Here is a 16,398-nt window from a genome sequence, read left to right as displayed (position 1 = left end):
TTTCCAATTCGGTTAGTTCGCCACGCGCCGCATCAGGCCGGTCAGCCGGTCCATCGCCTCACCGAGCAGGTCATCGGGCATCGTCAGCGCGGGCAGGAAGCGCACGACATTGCCGCGCAGGCCGCACGAAAGCAGCAGCAGCCCGTCCTTCGCTCCTTCCTGCACGATCGCCTTGGTCAGCTCAGGATTGGGCCTGTCCGGATCACCGTCATGCACCAGTTCCATCGCAATCATCGCGCCCGGGCCGCGCACATCGCCGATTGTGCGCATGCCGCCCTGTTGCAGCGCGCGCAGGGTGCCCTTGATCGTGTTGCCGATGGTGACGGCGCGTTCGCAGAGGTTATCCTCCTTGATGATCTTGAGCACTTCCAGCCCCGCCACGCAGCCCAGCGGCGATCCGCCATACGTGCCACCCAGCCCACCCGCATCGGGCGCATCCATGATATCGGCGCGGCCCATCACGCCCGAGATCGGGAAGCCACCGGCCATGGCCTTGGCGATGGTCATGATGTCAGGCGTTACGCCGGTCGCTTCACGCACCCAGTCCATCGCGAACAGCTTGCCCGTCCGCGCGAAGCCCGACTGGACCTCGTCGGCGATCAGCAGGATGCCGTGCTTGTCGCAAATCTCGCGCAGCGCGCGGAAGAACGCATAGCTTGCGGTGTAGAACCCGCCCTCGCCCAGCACCGGCTCGAGCACGATGGCCGCAACGGCAGACGGCTCGATGGTCGAGGCGAACAGGGCTTCCAGCCCCGCCACCGCCTGCTTCTCGTCAAAGCCATGATAGGGGATCGGGAAGCGCGTATGGTGCACATCGCCCGGCAGCGGACCGAACCCGGCTTTGTAGGGCAGCACCTTGCCCGTCATCGCGAGGGTGAGCAGCGTGCGGCCATGATAGCCGCCCTGGAACGTCACGATGCCGCGCCGTCCGGTCGCCATGCGCGCGATCTTCACCGCGTTCTCAAGCGCTTCCGCGCCGGTCGTCAGGAAGATCGTCTTGACCGGCCCTTCGATGGGCGCCGCTTCATTCAGCTGCTCGGCCAGCGAAATGTAGCTCTCGTAAGGCGTCACCTGGAACGAGCAGTGCGAGAACTGATCGAGCTGCCGCTTCACCGCATCGACGATGCGCGGGTCCGAATGGCCGGTGTTGCACACCGCAATGCCGGTCGCGAAATCGATGTAGCGGTTGCCTTCCGCGTCAAACGCTTCGGCATTCGCCCCGCGCTCGAAGAAGCGCGCGTGGATCGAGGAGACCCCGCGCGGAACAGCGGCTTCGCGGCGGGCCCAAAGGTCCTGATTGGTGGTCATCGGCCAATTCCTCCCATGAGGCAGTATTTGAGTTCGAGATATTCATCGAGGCCATGGCGCGATCCCTCGCGGCCGAGCCCGGATTGCTTGATGCCGCCAAACGGCGCGACTTCGGTGGAGATGATGCCGTCGTTGACGCCCACCATCCCGTATTCGAGCGCTTCCATCACCCGCCACACGCGCCCCAGATCACGCGCGAAGAAATAAGCGGCGAGCCCGAAGGGCGTGTCGTTGGCGATCTCTACGGCCTCGTCCTCATCCTTGAAGCGGATCAGCGGGACGACCGGGCCGAAGATTTCGGAACTGGCAATGGCCATTTGCGCCGTCACGCCGGCAAGCACGGTCGGCTCGAAGAACCCCGCCCCGGCGTTGGAGCGATTTCCGCCCATCAGCGCGCTCGCGCCGCCTGCCAGCGCGTCGGCGACAAGGCTCTCCACCTTATCCACCGCTGCCGCGTTGATCAGCGGGCCAATGGTCGTGCCCGGCGCCGCTCCATCGCCGACGACCAACGCGGCGACCTTGGCGCGAAGGCGTTCGACAAAGGCATCATAAACCCCATCCTGCACCAGCACGCGGTTGGCGCAGACGCAGGTCTGCCCGGCGTTGCGGAACTTGCTCGCCATCAGGCCATCAGCCGCAGCATCGAGATCGGCATCGTCAAACACGATGAACGGCGCATTGCCGCCCAGCTCAAGGCTCAGCCGCGTCACGTTCTCCGCCGCCTGCGCCATCAGGATCTTGCCGACGCGTGTCGAGCCGGTGAAGCTCAGCTTGCGCACCTTGGGATGGCGGCAGAACAGCGTGCCGACAGCCGCCGGATCGTTCGAGGGCGTCACGCGGAACACGTCCGCCGGCACCCCCGCCTCGCGTGCCAAAGTCTCCAGTGCCAGCGCCGAAAGCGGCGTCGCTTCGGCGGGTTTCACCACAATCGAGCACCCCGCCGCCAGCGCCGGACCCACCTTGCGGGTGATCATCGCGATCGGGAAATTCCACGGCGTGATCGCGGCGCAGGTCCCCACAGGCTGCTTGATCGTCAGCACGCGCTTGCCTGCCGCGAAGGTCGGAACCGTCTCGCCATAGGCGCGCTTGGCTTCCTCGGCGAACCATTCGATGAACGAGGCGCCATAGGCCACTTCACCGCGCGCTTCGGCCAGCGGCTTGCCGCATTCGGCGGTGATGAGCGCTGCAAGCTCCTCCTGCCGCTCCATGATGAGGCCGTACCAGCGGCGCAGCACCGCCGCGCGGGCCTTGGCGGTTTCAGTCGCCCAGGTGGGACGGGCGGCATCGGCGGCATCAATGATCGCGCTGATTTCCGCAGGTGCATAGTCGCGCACGGTCGCGATCAGTGCGCCGGTGGCGGGATTGTGGACAGCGAGGCCGGTGCCCTCTGGCACGGTTGCAAACACGGACGACTCCTCTTGAAACGATATCAAGCTGGCAGCGCGGATAGCGCCTGATGCTTGCGAATGGGAACCAGCAGCAGCGCATAGCTGACGATGAACAGCGCAACGCAGAGCAATTCGGCCGAACGGTAGCCGCTGCCATCCAGCAGCTGCGCAGCAATCAGCGGACCGCCGCCAAGGCCGATCATCTGCATCATGATCGCGAACGACATCATCCGCCCGGTCTCGTCGAAATCGCAGACGCGGCCAAGGATAAACGGCAGCACGAAGTTCCACAGCACGTTGAACCCGCAGACGCCGATCACGAACAGGGTCAGGCTGGGCTTGCCGATCAGGAGGGCAATGCTCGCCGCGCCCGCAAGGATGCCGAACGCGATCGCGCCGTTGCGGTTCACGCGGCCGGCGAGGAACACCGAAGCGAGCGCGCCGCCAACGGCAAGGATCTGCGACAGGAACAGCGCATCTGCCACCGATTGCTCGGGAAGGCCCGCGCCGATGCCGACAAGGAACAGCACAGCCCAGGCGATCCCCTGCGCAATATTGTAGGCCAGCACCCCGGCCAGCGCGATCACCAGCATCGGCACAGCCAGTTGCCGCGCTTCGGGATTGACCATTTCCTCCGCGGAATAGGCGTGCGGGAGGAACGATAGCGTGGCGAGCGAGGCCAGCGAGAGTAGGGCAAAGCCGACGAACATCGCATCGAGCCCATGGCTGCCAAGGAAATCGGGCAGAAACCAAAGCCCGAACGCGCCGTAGGTGAGCAGCAGGGTGAGATAGAGCGCAAGATTGCGCTCGGCGCGATTGGTGACGCCGACGAAGGTGAAACTGATCGAAGTGATCGTCCCTTCGCCCAGCCCCGCCACGAAGCGCGCCAACTCGAAACGCCCGCCGAGCGGCGCACCGAGCGACGCCAGATCACCCGCCGCCGCGATCAGCAGGCCGCCCGCCACGACCCAGCGCCAGTTGATCCGCGTGCCCCACACGGCCATGAAGATCGTCGCCAGCGCAACGCCCAGCATCTCGACACCGGCGAGGTTGACGGCAGTCGCCTCGTCCACCTGCAGCTGCGTAACATAGCCTTGCACGATCCCGGGCTGGATGATGAACGAAAGCACGCCGATCGTGCCAAGGATCACGGCGCAGAGGATCGCGGGCCAGCCATTGACGTCGATGTCGCGCCGCGCCGGCGTAGCTCTCGCCATGTCCACTCTGTCTCCCCGTCTGTCCCCGGTGCCCTTGCATGGCGAGGGTGTGCCCGCTTGGCAGGATCGGACATTCCGGCGCCCGCGTCCATGCCCAAGCTGGTGAATTTTTCGATCACCTTTTGATGATCTGGATCAATATCAGTTTGCCCCGAATCGCTTAGCCTTCCATCACAAGAGCACGCGCATGTGTGCACCCCGGGGAGACAGCATGGCACCAGCGACCGTCCGCGCCGCCGCAATGAACGGCTGGGAAAGCTTTCTGGAAGACACGCTTGCCGCGCCGATGCTCGGCGATGGCCCGCCTCCGGAATCCATGCCGCTGGCCGAGTTCGTGCGGTTTTCCGAAGCTGTGGTCAGCCGCACCCGCGATGTCGCGATCCCCTGGCTTGCCGGCGGCAACTACGATCTGGCCGCACTGGGGCCGCTGGGCGATGCGATCAATTCGGCGGGGCGCGTCGGCTCCGCGTTGCGGCGGCTGGTGGACTACTTCTCGCTGCTGCAGGACTGCACCGATATCCGCCTCGGCCTTGAGGACGACATGGCCTCGGTCAGCTACCGCATCCTCGATCCCGATATCTGGCCGCGCCACCACGATGCGATGTTCACGCTGGGCATCGTCAGCCAGATCCTCAAGCGCGGGACGCGGGGAGCATGGGACAAGGTCGAGTTCGCGTTCGAGGCCGAAAGCCACGAGATGCGTGGCGATATCGGCAAGGTTGTCTGCGCGCCCTGCACGTTCGGCGCCGATACCAACCAGATCCGCTTCCCCGCCGCGCTGCTCGATCTCGCACTGCCTTCGGCGCAGCCGGGCGCCTGCGATGTCCGCCAGCTCACCCGCTCGATCGTCACCAAGCGGCGAGAGACACCGCTGGTCGATCGCCTCAGCCAGATGGTGCTGCGCGATCTCAATTCCTGCGCCATCGAGCAGGAGCGCTTCGCCCGCGAAATGGGCATGTCGAGCCGCACCCTTCGCCGCAAGCTGACCGAACAGGGCTCCTCGTTCCAGCAAGTGCTCGATGAATGCCGCATGCGGCAAGCGGTGTTCGAATTTCGCGTCCGCCCCGATTTGTCGATCGCGCAGATCGCGCTAAGGCTGGGCTATGCCGAACACAGCAACTTCACGCGCGCCTTCCACCGCTGGAGCGGGGTCTCCCCGCAGGCCTACCGCGCGAACCTCGCCAGCACGGCGCACTGATCTTCAGGACAAGCCATGACCCGACTGCTGCTGCTCGAAGGCAACACCGCCCCCAAGCGCGCCCGCGCGCATGAACTGGGTGTGCGCACCTCGAGCGAAATCTACATCGAGGCGATTGCCGCACATTATCCGGACATCGCGCTCGACGTGCTGAACGGCGCCGACGAGGGCGAGATGATCCCCGGCGGGCGTAGCTGGTCCGATTACGCGGGCTTCGTCGTGACCGGCTCGGCGCTCCATGCCTATGACGCCGAATTTGCCGTCACGAACCAGATCGACCTCCTGAAGCAGGCCGCCGAGGCCGGTCTTCCCATCTTCGGTTCCTGCTGGGGCCTGCAGATCGCCGCCGTCGCGGCAGGCGGAGAAGTCGCCTTCAATCCCAAGGGCCGCGAAGTGGGCTTTGCGCGCAAGATCCTGCTGAACGAGGCTGGCCGCGCGCACCCGATGTTCAAGGGCAAGGCTCCGGTCTTCGACGCGCCCTGTATCCACTACGACGAAGTGATCCGCCTGCCCGAAAGCGCGACGCTGCTCGCCTCCAACGCGCACAGCGAAATTCAGGCGGCGGTGATCCCGCTGGCGAACAGCGAAGTTTGGGCGGTGCAATACCACCCCGAATTCGATCTCGCCCAGCTCGTCCAGCTCTACACGCTCTACGCCGACGACATGGTCACCCAGGGCTTCTTCGCCGACATGGCGGAACTGGTCGCCTACCGCGACAAGCTCGAAGCCCTCGCCGCCGATCCTGCCAACGCGGGCCTCGCCTGGCAGCTGGGCGTCGACGAAGACGTCCTCGACAACCGCACCCGCCGCGCCGAAATTCTGGCCTGGATCGAAGCCAAAGTCCTTTAAAAACAAAGCCTCGTCATTCCCGCGCAGGCGGGAATCCAGAGCCCCACACACCGCGCCCGCCGCCCTGGATTCCCGCCTTCGCGGGAATGACGAAGCTTGGGATTGCAACCACACATCAATCCCCCTCCCGCTTGCGGGAGGGGCTGGGGGTGGGCCAGCAACGCCTCCTCCGATCAGAACCCTTGACAAAACGAACCAAATGGGTTATACACCCCGCCCAGATCGGGAGCAGGCTAGGCCGGCCTCGCCCTCGCTCCTTTGGCCGTGAAACGCCAACGCGACCGGTGCGGGCTGCGGGTTCAAGGTGGGGCGGTCTCCCCCAAGTCCTTGGCCAGGCACACTACCGCGCCAGCACGCAGATCATGGCTCCCATCGGCATCTGGCCGAATGCGAGCAAAGACCGGTACGCACGCGAGCCGCTACCCCGGTCCCGGGCCATGATCGACGAGAAGGCTGCGCCGGACCGCTTCTGCCCATCCGGCCACTCGCACCAAGGCGGAACACGACGTCCTCCCCGCAGCGCCAGTGCAGGCGCCGCACCGGTCGCGCGATCACCCTCCCTGCCCAAACACCGCGCCGCCGCGCCGCCAAATCCAACAGGCTCAGACCACTCTGCCAACCACCTCGTCATTCCCGCGCAGGCGGGAATCCAGAGCGGCAGGCGCGGCGTTTTGGGGCTCTGGATTCCCGCGTTCGCGGGAATGACGAAGGTTGGAGGAAAACAACCATCCCCGTCACCCCGGACTTGATCCGGGGTCCCGCTTCTCGCCGCAACCGCCGCGCCGACCATCCAAGCGGAACCCCAAGCCAAGCCCGTGGTGACCAAACCCCGACACGTTCAAAAACCTCGTCATTCCCGCGCAGGCGGGAATCCAGAGCCGCAACCACCGCGCCCGCATTCCAAGCGGGACCGCAGATCAAGCCCGGGCGACGAGCAACAAAAGCGGGACGCGCTGGCGACCCTACATATCAAACCACACATGCACCTGGCTGGTCCCGGTCGCGTTCTCGTAGTCCGAAAACTGGCGCCCCTTCGCCTTCCATTCGTGCCCCCCGCAGGCCGCCGCCATCATCAGGTAGTGGCCGAAACGCGCTTCGGGCGCATGGCGCAGATAGTCCGGCATCGTGTCGATCACCGCCGCGTGGTTGCCTTCCGCAAACCAGCGCAGGCGTTCAAGGTCTGCCTCGCGCGCTTCCGCAGAGGAAATGTGGATCGGGTCCGATGCCTCATGCTGCGCGATCTGGTCGAAGGGCCAGAAGCGGTGGCTCATCGAACCGCTCGCGATCAGCACCACGCGCTTGTCGGATTCGCGGATCGCCTGCCCGATGCCCGCGCCGACGCCGAGGAAATTGTGCGGCTCGGCCGAATAGGCGTGGCTCACCGAAATCCACTTCTCCTCGCCTTGTAGAAAGGTCGAGAGATTGACCGTGGGGTAGTGCATCGGGAGGTAGGGATCATCGTTCGCCGTCGTGCGCACCCCGTGCTCGGTCGCGCGCTCAGCCATCGCGAAGGCAAGCTCGGGGCAGCCGGGAATATCGTAGGGGATCTGCTTCATACCGCGCGGCAATTCGTCCGAGGTATAGCGCCCGGTACGGCGCGCATGGGCGGCGATGCAGAACTCGACGATGGTGAACCAGTGCGTATCGAACAGCACGATCACATCGGGCTTCAGCACATCGAGCACTTCGCGCTTCAGCCGGTGGAGCCCCGGCACAAGGCTGATTTCCTTGCCCTCGTTCAGCTCGTAGCGATCCGCTTCCGACATCATGATCGTCGGCGCGTGCGCGACCAGCCCTGCTCCGATGATTTCGCCCATGTTGCGGCTCCCTGCGATTGCTGACCCCGCCTCAATAGGCCCGCCGCGCGCTGATCAGAAGGCCCCCGCCCCACTCTGTCCGGTTATGCCAAGTCCCATCCCCGGCCCGAGACTAGCACGACAAGCGAACAGGAGAGGTTCTGCATGCCCTTTGCATTTTCGCGCCAGGCCGACCCGCACGTCGATCTGTCCTCGCTCGACGCCTTCAATGAAGGCGCCCCCTTCGCAACCTTCGAGCGCATGCGCCGCGAAGAGCCGATGGCATGGTCCGAAATGACGAGCGGCGAGACGGGCTTCTGGTCGGTCACCCGCCATGCCGACTTGCTCGAGCTCAACCGGCAGGCCGATCTCCTCTCTTCCGCACGCGGCATTCGCATGGAAGACCAGAGCCCCGAGGAAGTCGAGGCGCGCAAGACCTTCCAGGAAACCGACGCCCCGCACCACCGCGGCTTCCGCGCGCTGGTCTCCAAGGCCTTCTCGAAAAGCACCGTCGCCCAGTTCGAGGACCAGATCCGCAGCATCGTGACGAACCTGCTCGATGTCGCGCTCGAAGAAGGCGAATTCGATGCGGTCGACCGCATCGCCCGGCGCCTCCCCATGCAGATGCTCGCGCAGATCATGGGCGTGCCGCAGGAAGACGGGCCGTGGCTCGTCGAAAAGGGCGATGCGCTGATCTCCAATGCGGACCCGGACTACACCGATTTCGTCGTCGATCAGCTCGATAGCGATGCCTACCGCATGCTTCCGTTCCGCTCGCCCGCCGCGATGGACCTGTTCGATTATGCGAACGGGCTGCTCGACCGGATGGATGCGGGCGAGCAGATCGGCGTGCTCAATCTCGTGCGCCAGCCCACCAACAGCGGCACGCAGATGTCGCGCGACGAGTTCCGCAACTTCTTCTGCCTGCTGGTGGCGGCGGGGAACGACACGACACGCTATTCGATCTCGGCGACGATCCATGCGCTCGCCAACGACCCGGCGCTGCTGAAGCGCCTGCAGAGCGGCGATTTCGCGAGCTGGGAAGGCGCGGCGGACGAGATGATCCGCTATGCCTCCCCCACCACCCACTTCCGCCGCACCGCGACGCGCGATTTCACCTTTCAGGGCAAAGAGGTGCGCGAAGGCGACAAGGTGCTGCTGTGGTTCATCGCCGGCAACCGCGACGAGACCGCCATCCCCGATCCCTACCGCATCGACCTGGGGCGCGAGCGCAATCCCTTCCTCTCGTTCGGCCAGGGCGGCCCGCATATCTGCCTCGGCATGTGGCTGGCCAAGCTCGAGGTTGCCATCGTCATGCAGGAACTGGCCAAGCGGCTGACCGGCATCGAACAGGTCAGCGACCACGCCTTTTTGCGCAGCAATTTCATTCACGGCATAAAGCATTTGCCGGTACGCGTAACGGCGCGCTGAAGGGGAGAGAAATGAACCGCATGTCGAAAATCGAACCGGGACAAGTGCGCGCCGAAACCTTTGAGCGCTGCCGCATTCTCCTTGCCGACCAGCTCAATCTCGCGCGCGGCAAATATGTGCCGATGAGCGAGGCCCACAAGGGCCATGCCCGCATGTGTGTCGGCACTTATGCCGTGACCTATGACCGGCAACTTGTGGCAGCCCCCGGCGGCGGCCTGCTCACCGGCCTGCCGGACATGGAAGTCACCTTCGATCCCGCAGCCCTGCGTCCCTCGTGGGAAGCGAACACCCAGATCGCCCTGGGAGCCCTGCGCTTTCAGGGCGAACCCTTCGCGCTGTGCGGCCGCAGTGCATTGCAGCGCGCGATCGAGGCGTGGCGTGCACGCGGGCTCGATCCGATGGTCGGCATCGAGATGGAAGCCTATGTCTTCCAGCGCGGCGCGGATGGCTCGTGGGTCCCCTATGACACGCCCGGCGCGTTTGTTTACGGCACCGGGCCATTCGCCGATCCCGCCGGCCTGATCGAAGAAGTCTGGGCCACGGCAGCGGCCTGCGGCATCCCCATCGAATCCATCAACGCCGAATATGACGCACCGCAGTTCGAGCTTACTTTGCGCTATGCCGATGCGATGAAGGCGGCGGACGATGCCTTCCTGTTCCGCCAGATGGCGCGCGAAGTGCTCTACAAGCGCGGCTACCTGCTCTCGTTCCTGCCCAAGCCCTTTGCCGAGAAGAGCGGCAGCGGCCTGCACTTCAACCTCAGCTTCCTCGACGCCGATGGCAGCAACGTTTTCGCGAATGATGTCGCCAGCGGCAATCTTTCGCCCACCATGCAAGGCGCCATCGCCGGCATGCTGCAGCACCATGAAGCGCTCTCGGCGATCATGGCCCCGATCACCCAGAGCTATGCTCGCCTGCAACCCGCCAGTCTTTCGGGCTACTGGGCCAACTGGGGCATCGACCACCGCAGCGTGACGGTGCGCGTCTCGGCCGAAACCGGCCCCGCCGCGCGCATCGAGCACCGCATGGCCGATTGCGCCGCGAGCCCCTATTTCGCGATGGCCGCCATGCTGCAGGCAGGTCTGCTTGGCCTCGAAAACGGCTATGAACTGCCGCCCGAGGAAGTGAACGACGGGCTCGAGACGATCAGCACCGATCGCCACACGCCCCACGATCTTGGCGCCGCGCTTGATGCGCTGGAGGCCGATACCGTGCTCTCCGCCGCAATCGGGCAGGAACTGGTCGACAACTTCATCGCGATCAAGCGCGAGGAAGTCCGCATTCTCGAAGGCAAGTCGGCTGAAGAGCAGACCGCCTACTACCTGCACTTCATTTGAGAGCAACCATGACAGGCCGCATCGATATCGACGGCGTATCCGTCTCGCCCGACCATTTCATCGGCGGCAAGCGGGTCAGCTCGCCCGAAACCTTCGAGACCCGCTGCCCCTTCGATTGGGACCGCAAGCTCGCCGATATAGCGCGCGGCGATGCCCAGACCGCCGCACTTGCTGCAGAGGCAGCGACTGCAGCATTTCCGGCATGGGCCGCGCTGACGGCGGCGGAACGCGGCGCCTATCTACACCGGCTGGCGGACCTCATCGAAGCCAATGTCGAAAAGCTCGCCATGGTCGAATGCCTCGACATGGGCATGCTGCTCGAAAGCTTGCGCCTGCGCGTGATCTTGCGCGGCGCGGCAAACTTCCGCAACTACGCGGATCTTGCGACCAACCACGAGGAACGCGTCTGGTCTTCGCGCGGCACCTTGAACCGCGTCATCCGCATGCCCGCCGGTCCCGCGCTGATCATCACACCGTGGAACGCGCCCTTCATGCTCTCGACATGGAAGTGCGCCCCTGCCCTCGCGGCGGGCAATACCGTGATCCTCAAGCCCGCCGACTGGTCGCCGCTTTCCGCCTCGGTCCTCGCCGACCTGATCGCAGAAGCCGGTTTCCCGGCTGGCGTGTTCAATATCGTGCAGGGCCTCGGCGCCGAACTCGGCAACGCGCTCACCTCCGATCCGCGCATCAAGCGCATCAGCTTCACCGGCTCGGTCCCCACCGCGCGGATCATCGGCAAGGCGGCGGCGGAAAACATTGTCCCCTTCACCGCCGAACTAGGCGGCAAATCCCCGCTCCTTGTCTTTGCCGACGCCGATATCGACGCCGCCGCAAAGAAGGCCGCCGGTCAGTTCGACGACAGCGGCCAGGTCTGCATGGCCGGCACCCGCATCATCGTCGAGGACAGCATCAAGGACGCGTTCCTCGAAAAGTTCCACGCCTACACGGACGCCCATGTCATGGGCGACAGCCGCGATCCCGCGACCACCATGTCGGCCCTCATCCACCCCGTCCATGCGGAGCGCGTCCTCGGTTTCATCGACCGCGCGCGGGCGGCAGGCGACACCATCGTGCGCGGCGGCAAGCGTTTCAAGGAAGGCGCGAACTGGATCGAACCGACGCTGATCGTGCCGAAGGACAACCATAGCGAAGTCGTCCAGCACGAGGTCTTCGGCCCCGTCCTCACCTTCCAGACCTTCAGGGATGAAGCCGAAGGGGTCGCCCTCGCCAATTCGACCGCCTATGGCCTTTCCGGCATCGTCTACACCGGCAGCGAAGAACGCGCCCAGCGCGTCGGCCGCACGGTGCGCGGCGGTACGGTGTGGGTCAATACCTTCCTCGTGCGCGACCTTACCGCCCCGTTCGGCGGGATCGGTATCTCAGGGATCGGGCGCGAGGGCGGCGACTATGCGCTCGACTTCCACTCCGACCTCAAGACGCTGCAGATCCTCGAGGGCAGCGTGGCCTAGGCCGGATTGAAACTGCGCACGATATCGATGAAGGAGCGCACCGCGATGTGCTCCACCGCCGGCATGCGCTGGGCAAACGGCATCTGATAGCCGGCGAAAACGGTGAGGCCCTCCATCGAGGCCGAGATGAACAGCGCAAGGTCCAGCCGCGCCTCTTCCGGCAGATCGGGCCGCATTTCCGCGATGATCTCGACCAGCGGCGCGCGGGCGCGGTCATAAAGTTCGTGGACGCGTTCGTAGACGAAGGCATCATGGTTGGCGAGCGCCCAGAGCTCGGGGAACAGGCGCGTGGTCTTCTTGCTGCCGATGTCCTCGATGATGAGGCTGCACAGCCGTGTCAGGCGTTCTTCCGGAGCGAGGCCGGGGGCATGGACAATCGCCCCGAACTCGACTTCGTAGCTGCTGATCACCGCATTGAGCAGCTCGCGCACGAGATCCTCGCGCGTGGGGTAGTGATAGGTGAGGTTGCCAAGGCGCATGCCGCAAGCCGCCGCGATCCGCCGCATCGACATGGCCCGGTAGCCCTCTTCGATCAGGATGTAGAGCGCGGTGCGAAGGATCAGCTCGCGCGTCTCATAACCCTTGGCATAGCCGCCATCACGATCGGGCATGAGGAGGTCGGTGACCAGCTTCGGGATAGCGTCCATGTCAATCTCCGGCAGGGCGAAGTGCCATGCGATAAACCTAACCCAAGTCGAATTTATGTCCAACGTCCAATTTAGGACAGTTGACAATTTTATGCCCGCGGGGCCATCTTGCGGAAGGGAAAGCGGGGTCCGCCCGTTTTGAAAGGGGAATAGAATGCGATTGATCGCACCCGTTTTCGCATCTGCTCTGTGCCTCTGCGCGGTGCTGGCCTCGCCCGCTGCGGCCGCCGAGAACCGTTTCCCGCAGCCGCTCGCGGAAGAGAGCCTGCCCAGCGTCACCAAGCTTCCGGCAACCTGGCCGTCAAGCTGGGTTGCGATCCACGATTTCCATTTCAACGCGATCGTCGATGGCCGCCTTGCGGTGGTGGACACGGCCAATCCGGTGCAGCCGCTCAAGGGCCTTGTCCGCGCGGCGCAGTTCGCCAATGCGCTGATCGCCAAAGACAAGGGCGAGATCTACACCGCCGAGACGTTCTACAGCCGCCTCACCCGCGGCGAGCGGACCGATGCGATCACCGTGTGGGACATGGCAACCCTGCAGCCCAAGGGCGAGATTGTGCTCCCTGGTGGCAAGCGCCAGCAGTCGGTCACCTATCCGCACCTGTTTCAGCTCACCAATGGCGGCAAGTGGGCACTGATCGCGAACTTCACCCCGGCGCAGTCGGTCACCGTGGTCGATCTCGATGCCCGCAAGGTGCTGGGCGAGATCGACCTGCCCGGCTGCTCGCAGATCTACCCGACCGGGCCGCGCGGCTTCGCCAGCCTCTGCGCCGATGGCTCGCTGTTCAGCGTGACGCTCGATGCAAACGGCGCCGCCGCTTCGTCGAAGTCGGTGCCCAAGGTGCAGGATATCGACAATCAGGCGCTGTTCGGCACCCCGGCCATGGTCGGCACGACCGCGTGGTTCGTCAGCTTCCACGGCATGATCCAGGGCTTCGACCTTTCCGGCACAGTGGCAAGGCCGCTGCCCGGCTCGTTCAGCGTGGGCACAGCCGAAGGCGGCGCGCCCGAATGGCGCCCCGGCGGCTGGCAGGTGATCAACGCTGATGCGTCCGGCAAGCTCTATGTGCTGATGAGCCCCTATGGCAAGGAAGGCAGCCACAAGGACGGCGGCACCGAAGTCTGGGTGGTCGATCCAGCCAAGAAGGCGCGCACCTTGCGCATTCCGCTGAAGGGCCAGACGCTTGCCATCGCGGTCACCAAGGAAAGCACGCCGCATCTCGTCGCCGCGCAGGCAAGCGGTGCGATCGATATCTATGATGCGGCAAGCGGTGCCTTCGTGCGGTCGCTGGGTGCCACGGTCGCCGCCAATCCGATCCTGATCCAGGTGCCGTGATGGCCGCCCTGGCTCTCTTCTGCGCGGCATTGCTGGCCGCTTCGGCGCTGCACAAGGCGCTCTCTCGGGTGCGGATGATCGAGGCGACGTCCCGGCTGACAGGCATCAGCCCGGTTCCGGCGCAGCTTCTGTTGATCCATGCGGGCACGCTCGAGCTTGTTGCTGCAGGCTGCCTCATCGTCCCGCAATTGCGCACGGCCGGCGCTGTCATCGCTGCGCTCGTCTGGGGCGCATACGCACTCGCCCTCGCCTGCCACCGGGGTGAAACGCTGGACTGCGGCTGCGACCTTGCTGCGCGCAGCAAGCCTGTCACCACCGCGCTCGTGCTGCGCGCGGCAGGACTTGCCGTTCTCGCCGGGATCATCGCGGTCCTGCCCGAAGCGCCGTTCACGCTCGATGCGCCTTTCGCGGCGGCCGGGCTTCTCGCACTCTACCTCGGGGCAAGCGAACTCATCGCCATCCCCGCGGCTCATTGGAAAGCTGCATGATGCTGACTAGCCAGATCTTGCTGTGGACGGCGGTGATCGTCCAGGCCCTGCTGATCGCCGCGCTCGCGCGTCAGGTGGGCATCCTGCATGAACGGATCGCCCCCGCCGGCGCGCTCACGCTGCACCAGAAGGTCGCGCTCGGTGAAAAGGCCACGCCGATGACATTGGCGGACATGAACGGCGTCGGCGTCGCCATCGGCGGCCAGCGGCAGGGCCGCAGCCAACTGCTGTTTTTCGCCTCGCCCGATTGCCCGATGTGCAAATCGCTGCTCCCCATCGTGCGCAGCGCAGCGCGCGCCGAAGCAGGCTGGCTCGATATCGTGGTGGCGGGTGACGGAGGCAAGCCCGGTTATCTCGCGATGGTGCGCGATCATGGGCTGGAGGCGATGCCAGTGGTCCTCTCCGAAGCGCTTGGGCGCGCCTTTGGTGTCTCCAAGCTGCCCTATGCCGTGCTGCTCGACGAGGAAGGCCGCGTCGCCTCGCTGGGCCTCGTCAACAGCCGCGAACATCTCGAAAGCCTCTTCGAGGCCAAGGAGCGGGGCGTCGCTTCGATCCAGGAATTTCTCGCCCGCCGCCAAGCACCTCAGGAGGCCTGATCCATGGCGCGTTTCGACAAGCTGACTGAAAACCTTGCGCGCGGGATCGCCCGGGGAACCTCGCGCCGCTCGCTGCTTGCCTGGCTGGGTGCCGGGATGACGGGCGCGGCCTCGATCCCGCTGCTGCCGGTGGCGCGCGCCGCGACGCCTGCGCCGGAAGCTCCGCACGGGCCCCATGGCCCCAGCGCGGCGCGCCCCCCCATCGTTTCCGGCCTCGAGCAGGATCCCGGCGATCAGTCATCGTGCGATTACTGGCGCTACTGCGCGATCGACGGGTTCCTCTGTTCGTGCTGCGGCGGTTCGGTCAACACCTGCCCGCCGGGCACCGAGATGAGCCCGATCACCTGGATCGGCACCTGCACCAACCCCGCCGATGGGCGCGCCTATGTCATCAGCTACAACGATTGCTGCGGCGTTTCTTCGTGCGGCCAGTGTCTGTGCAACCGCAACGAGGGCGATCGCCCGCAGGCCCGCCCGCAGTCGAACAACGATTACAACTGGTGCCTCGGCTCGGAGAGCTCGATCTACAACTGCTCGGTGGCGGCGGTCATCGGCGTAGCCTTGCCGGCAGCGAAGTGATGCGCGGCGCGTTCCTCGCGCTCGCCGCTGCCGGCGCTGCGGCGCTGGCCGGTCTCACGCTCCCTGTCCATGCCGCGCCCGATGGCGCCGCGATCTACGGCAAATGCGCTGCCTGCCATACGAAGACCGGGGCCGGTGTGCCCGGCGTGTTCCCGCCGCTGGGCGAGGACTTCCGCGTGATGGCCGCCAGCGATGCCGGTCGGCGCTACCTCACGCTGGTCGTGACGCGCGGGGTTAGCGGTCCGATCAAGGTTGGCGGCAAGCCCTATGCCGGGGTGATGCCCGCGCAGGCCACGCTTGACGATGCCTCCGTCGCCGCCGTGCTCAACCACGTCGGCAGCGAAATTGCCAAGACCGGCCCCGAGTTCAGGCCCTTCGCCGAAGCCGAGATCGCTGGCATCCGCGCTGGCGGCGCAACGCTTTCCGCGCAGGATGTTGGCAAGCTCCACGCCGCAGCGGGCGGCCAATGAAGCCCGGCCGCCTTGCCCTTGCCATGTCGCTTCCGCTGAGCCTCGCGCTCGCGGCCAGCGCTGTGGTCCGGGCGGATGAGGCGGCAATCCCCGGTGTGCGCGATGCCTATCAGGCGCGTACCGATTATCAGCTCAAGTGCCAGGGCTGCCACCGCCCCGATGGCAGCGGCGACGCCCGGTCCAACCCGCCGATGCGCGGCATTGTCGCGCGCTTTGAGAACACCGGGAATAAAAGGGGCCACGGATCGGCCGGTAGCACCGGATTAAAAATGGGCCAGTCCTGCTAGAC

General features: G+C 65.5%; 16 protein-coding genes. 11 read left to right on the top strand and 5 right to left on the bottom strand.

Annotated elements, in window-relative coordinates; genetic code table 11:
- Window positions 1-12: 12 nt before the first annotated feature.
- Genes gabT through K5Q19_RS01905 form a run of 3 tightly spaced genes read right to left on the bottom strand, consistent with a single transcriptional unit; the run spans window position 13 to window position 3,913 of the window.
- Window positions 13-1,308 (bottom strand): 4-aminobutyrate--2-oxoglutarate transaminase, encoded by a 1,296-nt coding sequence (gabT, locus tag K5Q19_RS01915; protein ID WP_292940453.1) that lies wholly within the window; start codon window positions 1,306-1,308, stop codon window positions 13-15.
- Window positions 1,305-2,714: an NAD-dependent succinate-semialdehyde dehydrogenase gene (locus tag K5Q19_RS01910; protein ID WP_292940450.1), complete on the bottom strand. Its 1,410-nt coding sequence runs from the start codon at window positions 2,712-2,714 to the stop codon at window positions 1,305-1,307. Before K5Q19_RS01910 ends, gabT begins: the two co-directional genes overlap by 4 nt.
- 23 nt (window positions 2,715-2,737) lie before the next feature.
- Entirely contained in the window at window positions 2,738-3,913 is a 1,176-nt protein-coding gene (locus K5Q19_RS01905) for a hypothetical protein (protein ID WP_292940448.1), read from the bottom strand.
- Between the two features lie 211 nt (window positions 3,914-4,124).
- Here K5Q19_RS01905 and K5Q19_RS01900 point away from each other — a divergent pair, with 211 nt between their 5' ends.
- Both K5Q19_RS01900 and K5Q19_RS01895 read left to right on the top strand, forming a co-directional pair.
- Window positions 4,125-5,111 (top strand): AraC family transcriptional regulator, encoded by a 987-nt coding sequence (locus tag K5Q19_RS01900; protein ID WP_292940446.1) that lies wholly within the window; start codon window positions 4,125-4,127, stop codon window positions 5,109-5,111.
- 15 nt (window positions 5,112-5,126) lie between these two features.
- Window positions 5,127-5,960: a type 1 glutamine amidotransferase gene (locus tag K5Q19_RS01895; protein WP_292940443.1), complete on the top strand. Its 834-nt coding sequence runs from the start codon at window positions 5,127-5,129 to the stop codon at window positions 5,958-5,960.
- 962 nt (window positions 5,961-6,922) lie between these two features.
- Here K5Q19_RS01895 and K5Q19_RS01890 read toward each other — a convergent pair.
- Window positions 6,923-7,777 (bottom strand): 3,4-dihydroxyphenylacetate 2,3-dioxygenase, encoded by an 855-nt coding sequence (locus K5Q19_RS01890; RefSeq protein ID WP_292940440.1) that lies wholly within the window; start codon window positions 7,775-7,777, stop codon window positions 6,923-6,925.
- A gap of 144 nt (window positions 7,778-7,921) precedes the next feature.
- Between K5Q19_RS01890 and K5Q19_RS01885 the strand changes: the two genes are divergently transcribed.
- The 3 genes from K5Q19_RS01885 to K5Q19_RS01875 are packed head-to-tail and all read left to right on the top strand — an operon-like array spanning window position 7,922 to window position 11,993.
- Window positions 7,922-9,187, top strand: coding sequence for a cytochrome P450 (locus tag K5Q19_RS01885; protein WP_292940437.1), 1,266 nt, complete (start codon window positions 7,922-7,924; stop codon window positions 9,185-9,187).
- Between the two features lie 11 nt (window positions 9,188-9,198).
- Entirely contained in the window at window positions 9,199-10,524 is a 1,326-nt protein-coding gene (locus K5Q19_RS01880) for a glutamine synthetase family protein (protein ID WP_292940434.1), read from the top strand.
- Window positions 10,525-10,532: 8 nt separating this feature from the next.
- On the top strand, window positions 10,533-11,993 hold the full coding sequence (locus K5Q19_RS01875; RefSeq protein ID WP_292940431.1) for an aldehyde dehydrogenase family protein: 1,461 nt from the start codon (window positions 10,533-10,535) through the stop codon (window positions 11,991-11,993).
- Here the strand turns inward: K5Q19_RS01875 and K5Q19_RS01870 are convergent.
- Window positions 11,990-12,640, bottom strand: coding sequence for a TetR/AcrR family transcriptional regulator (locus tag K5Q19_RS01870; RefSeq protein ID WP_292940428.1), 651 nt, complete (start codon window positions 12,638-12,640; stop codon window positions 11,990-11,992). The genes K5Q19_RS01875 and K5Q19_RS01870 overlap by 4 nt on opposite strands.
- Window positions 12,641-12,794: 154 nt before the next feature.
- Here K5Q19_RS01870 and K5Q19_RS01865 point away from each other — a divergent pair, with 154 nt between their 5' ends.
- Genes K5Q19_RS01865 through K5Q19_RS01840 form a run of 6 tightly spaced genes read left to right on the top strand, consistent with a single transcriptional unit; the run spans window position 12,795 to window position 16,396 of the window.
- Window positions 12,795-13,976, top strand: a complete 1,182-nt coding sequence (locus K5Q19_RS01865; protein ID WP_292940425.1) for an amine dehydrogenase large subunit — start codon at window positions 12,795-12,797, stop codon at window positions 13,974-13,976.
- The gene (locus K5Q19_RS01860) at window positions 13,976-14,464 is read left to right on the top strand and encodes a MauE/DoxX family redox-associated membrane protein (RefSeq protein WP_292940422.1); all 489 of its coding nucleotides are present in this window, start codon (window positions 13,976-13,978) and stop codon (window positions 14,462-14,464) included. Before K5Q19_RS01865 ends, K5Q19_RS01860 begins: the two co-directional genes overlap by 1 nt.
- Window positions 14,461-15,060, top strand: coding sequence for a methylamine dehydrogenase (locus K5Q19_RS01855; protein ID WP_292940419.1), 600 nt, complete (start codon window positions 14,461-14,463; stop codon window positions 15,058-15,060). The genes K5Q19_RS01860 and K5Q19_RS01855 overlap by 4 nt, the downstream gene beginning before the upstream one ends.
- 3 nt (window positions 15,061-15,063) lie before the next feature.
- Window positions 15,064-15,639, top strand: coding sequence for a methylamine dehydrogenase light chain (locus K5Q19_RS01850; RefSeq protein ID WP_292940416.1), 576 nt, complete (start codon window positions 15,064-15,066; stop codon window positions 15,637-15,639).
- The gene (locus K5Q19_RS01845; RefSeq protein ID WP_292940413.1) at window positions 15,639-16,109 is read left to right on the top strand and encodes a cytochrome c; all 471 of its coding nucleotides are present in this window, start codon (window positions 15,639-15,641) and stop codon (window positions 16,107-16,109) included. Before K5Q19_RS01850 ends, K5Q19_RS01845 begins: the two co-directional genes overlap by 1 nt.
- Window positions 16,106-16,396: a c-type cytochrome gene (locus K5Q19_RS01840; RefSeq protein WP_292940410.1), complete on the top strand. Its 291-nt coding sequence runs from the start codon at window positions 16,106-16,108 to the stop codon at window positions 16,394-16,396. Before K5Q19_RS01845 ends, K5Q19_RS01840 begins: the two co-directional genes overlap by 4 nt.
- The last annotated feature ends 2 nt before the right edge of the window (window positions 16,397-16,398 follow it).

The organism is Novosphingobium sp., assembly GCF_019748365.1.
Taxonomy (GTDB): domain Bacteria; phylum Pseudomonadota; class Alphaproteobacteria; order Sphingomonadales; family Sphingomonadaceae; genus Novosphingobium.
The sequence above is the reverse complement of the archived record's forward strand: the minus strand, read 5'-3'. Positions and strand labels throughout refer to the sequence as shown.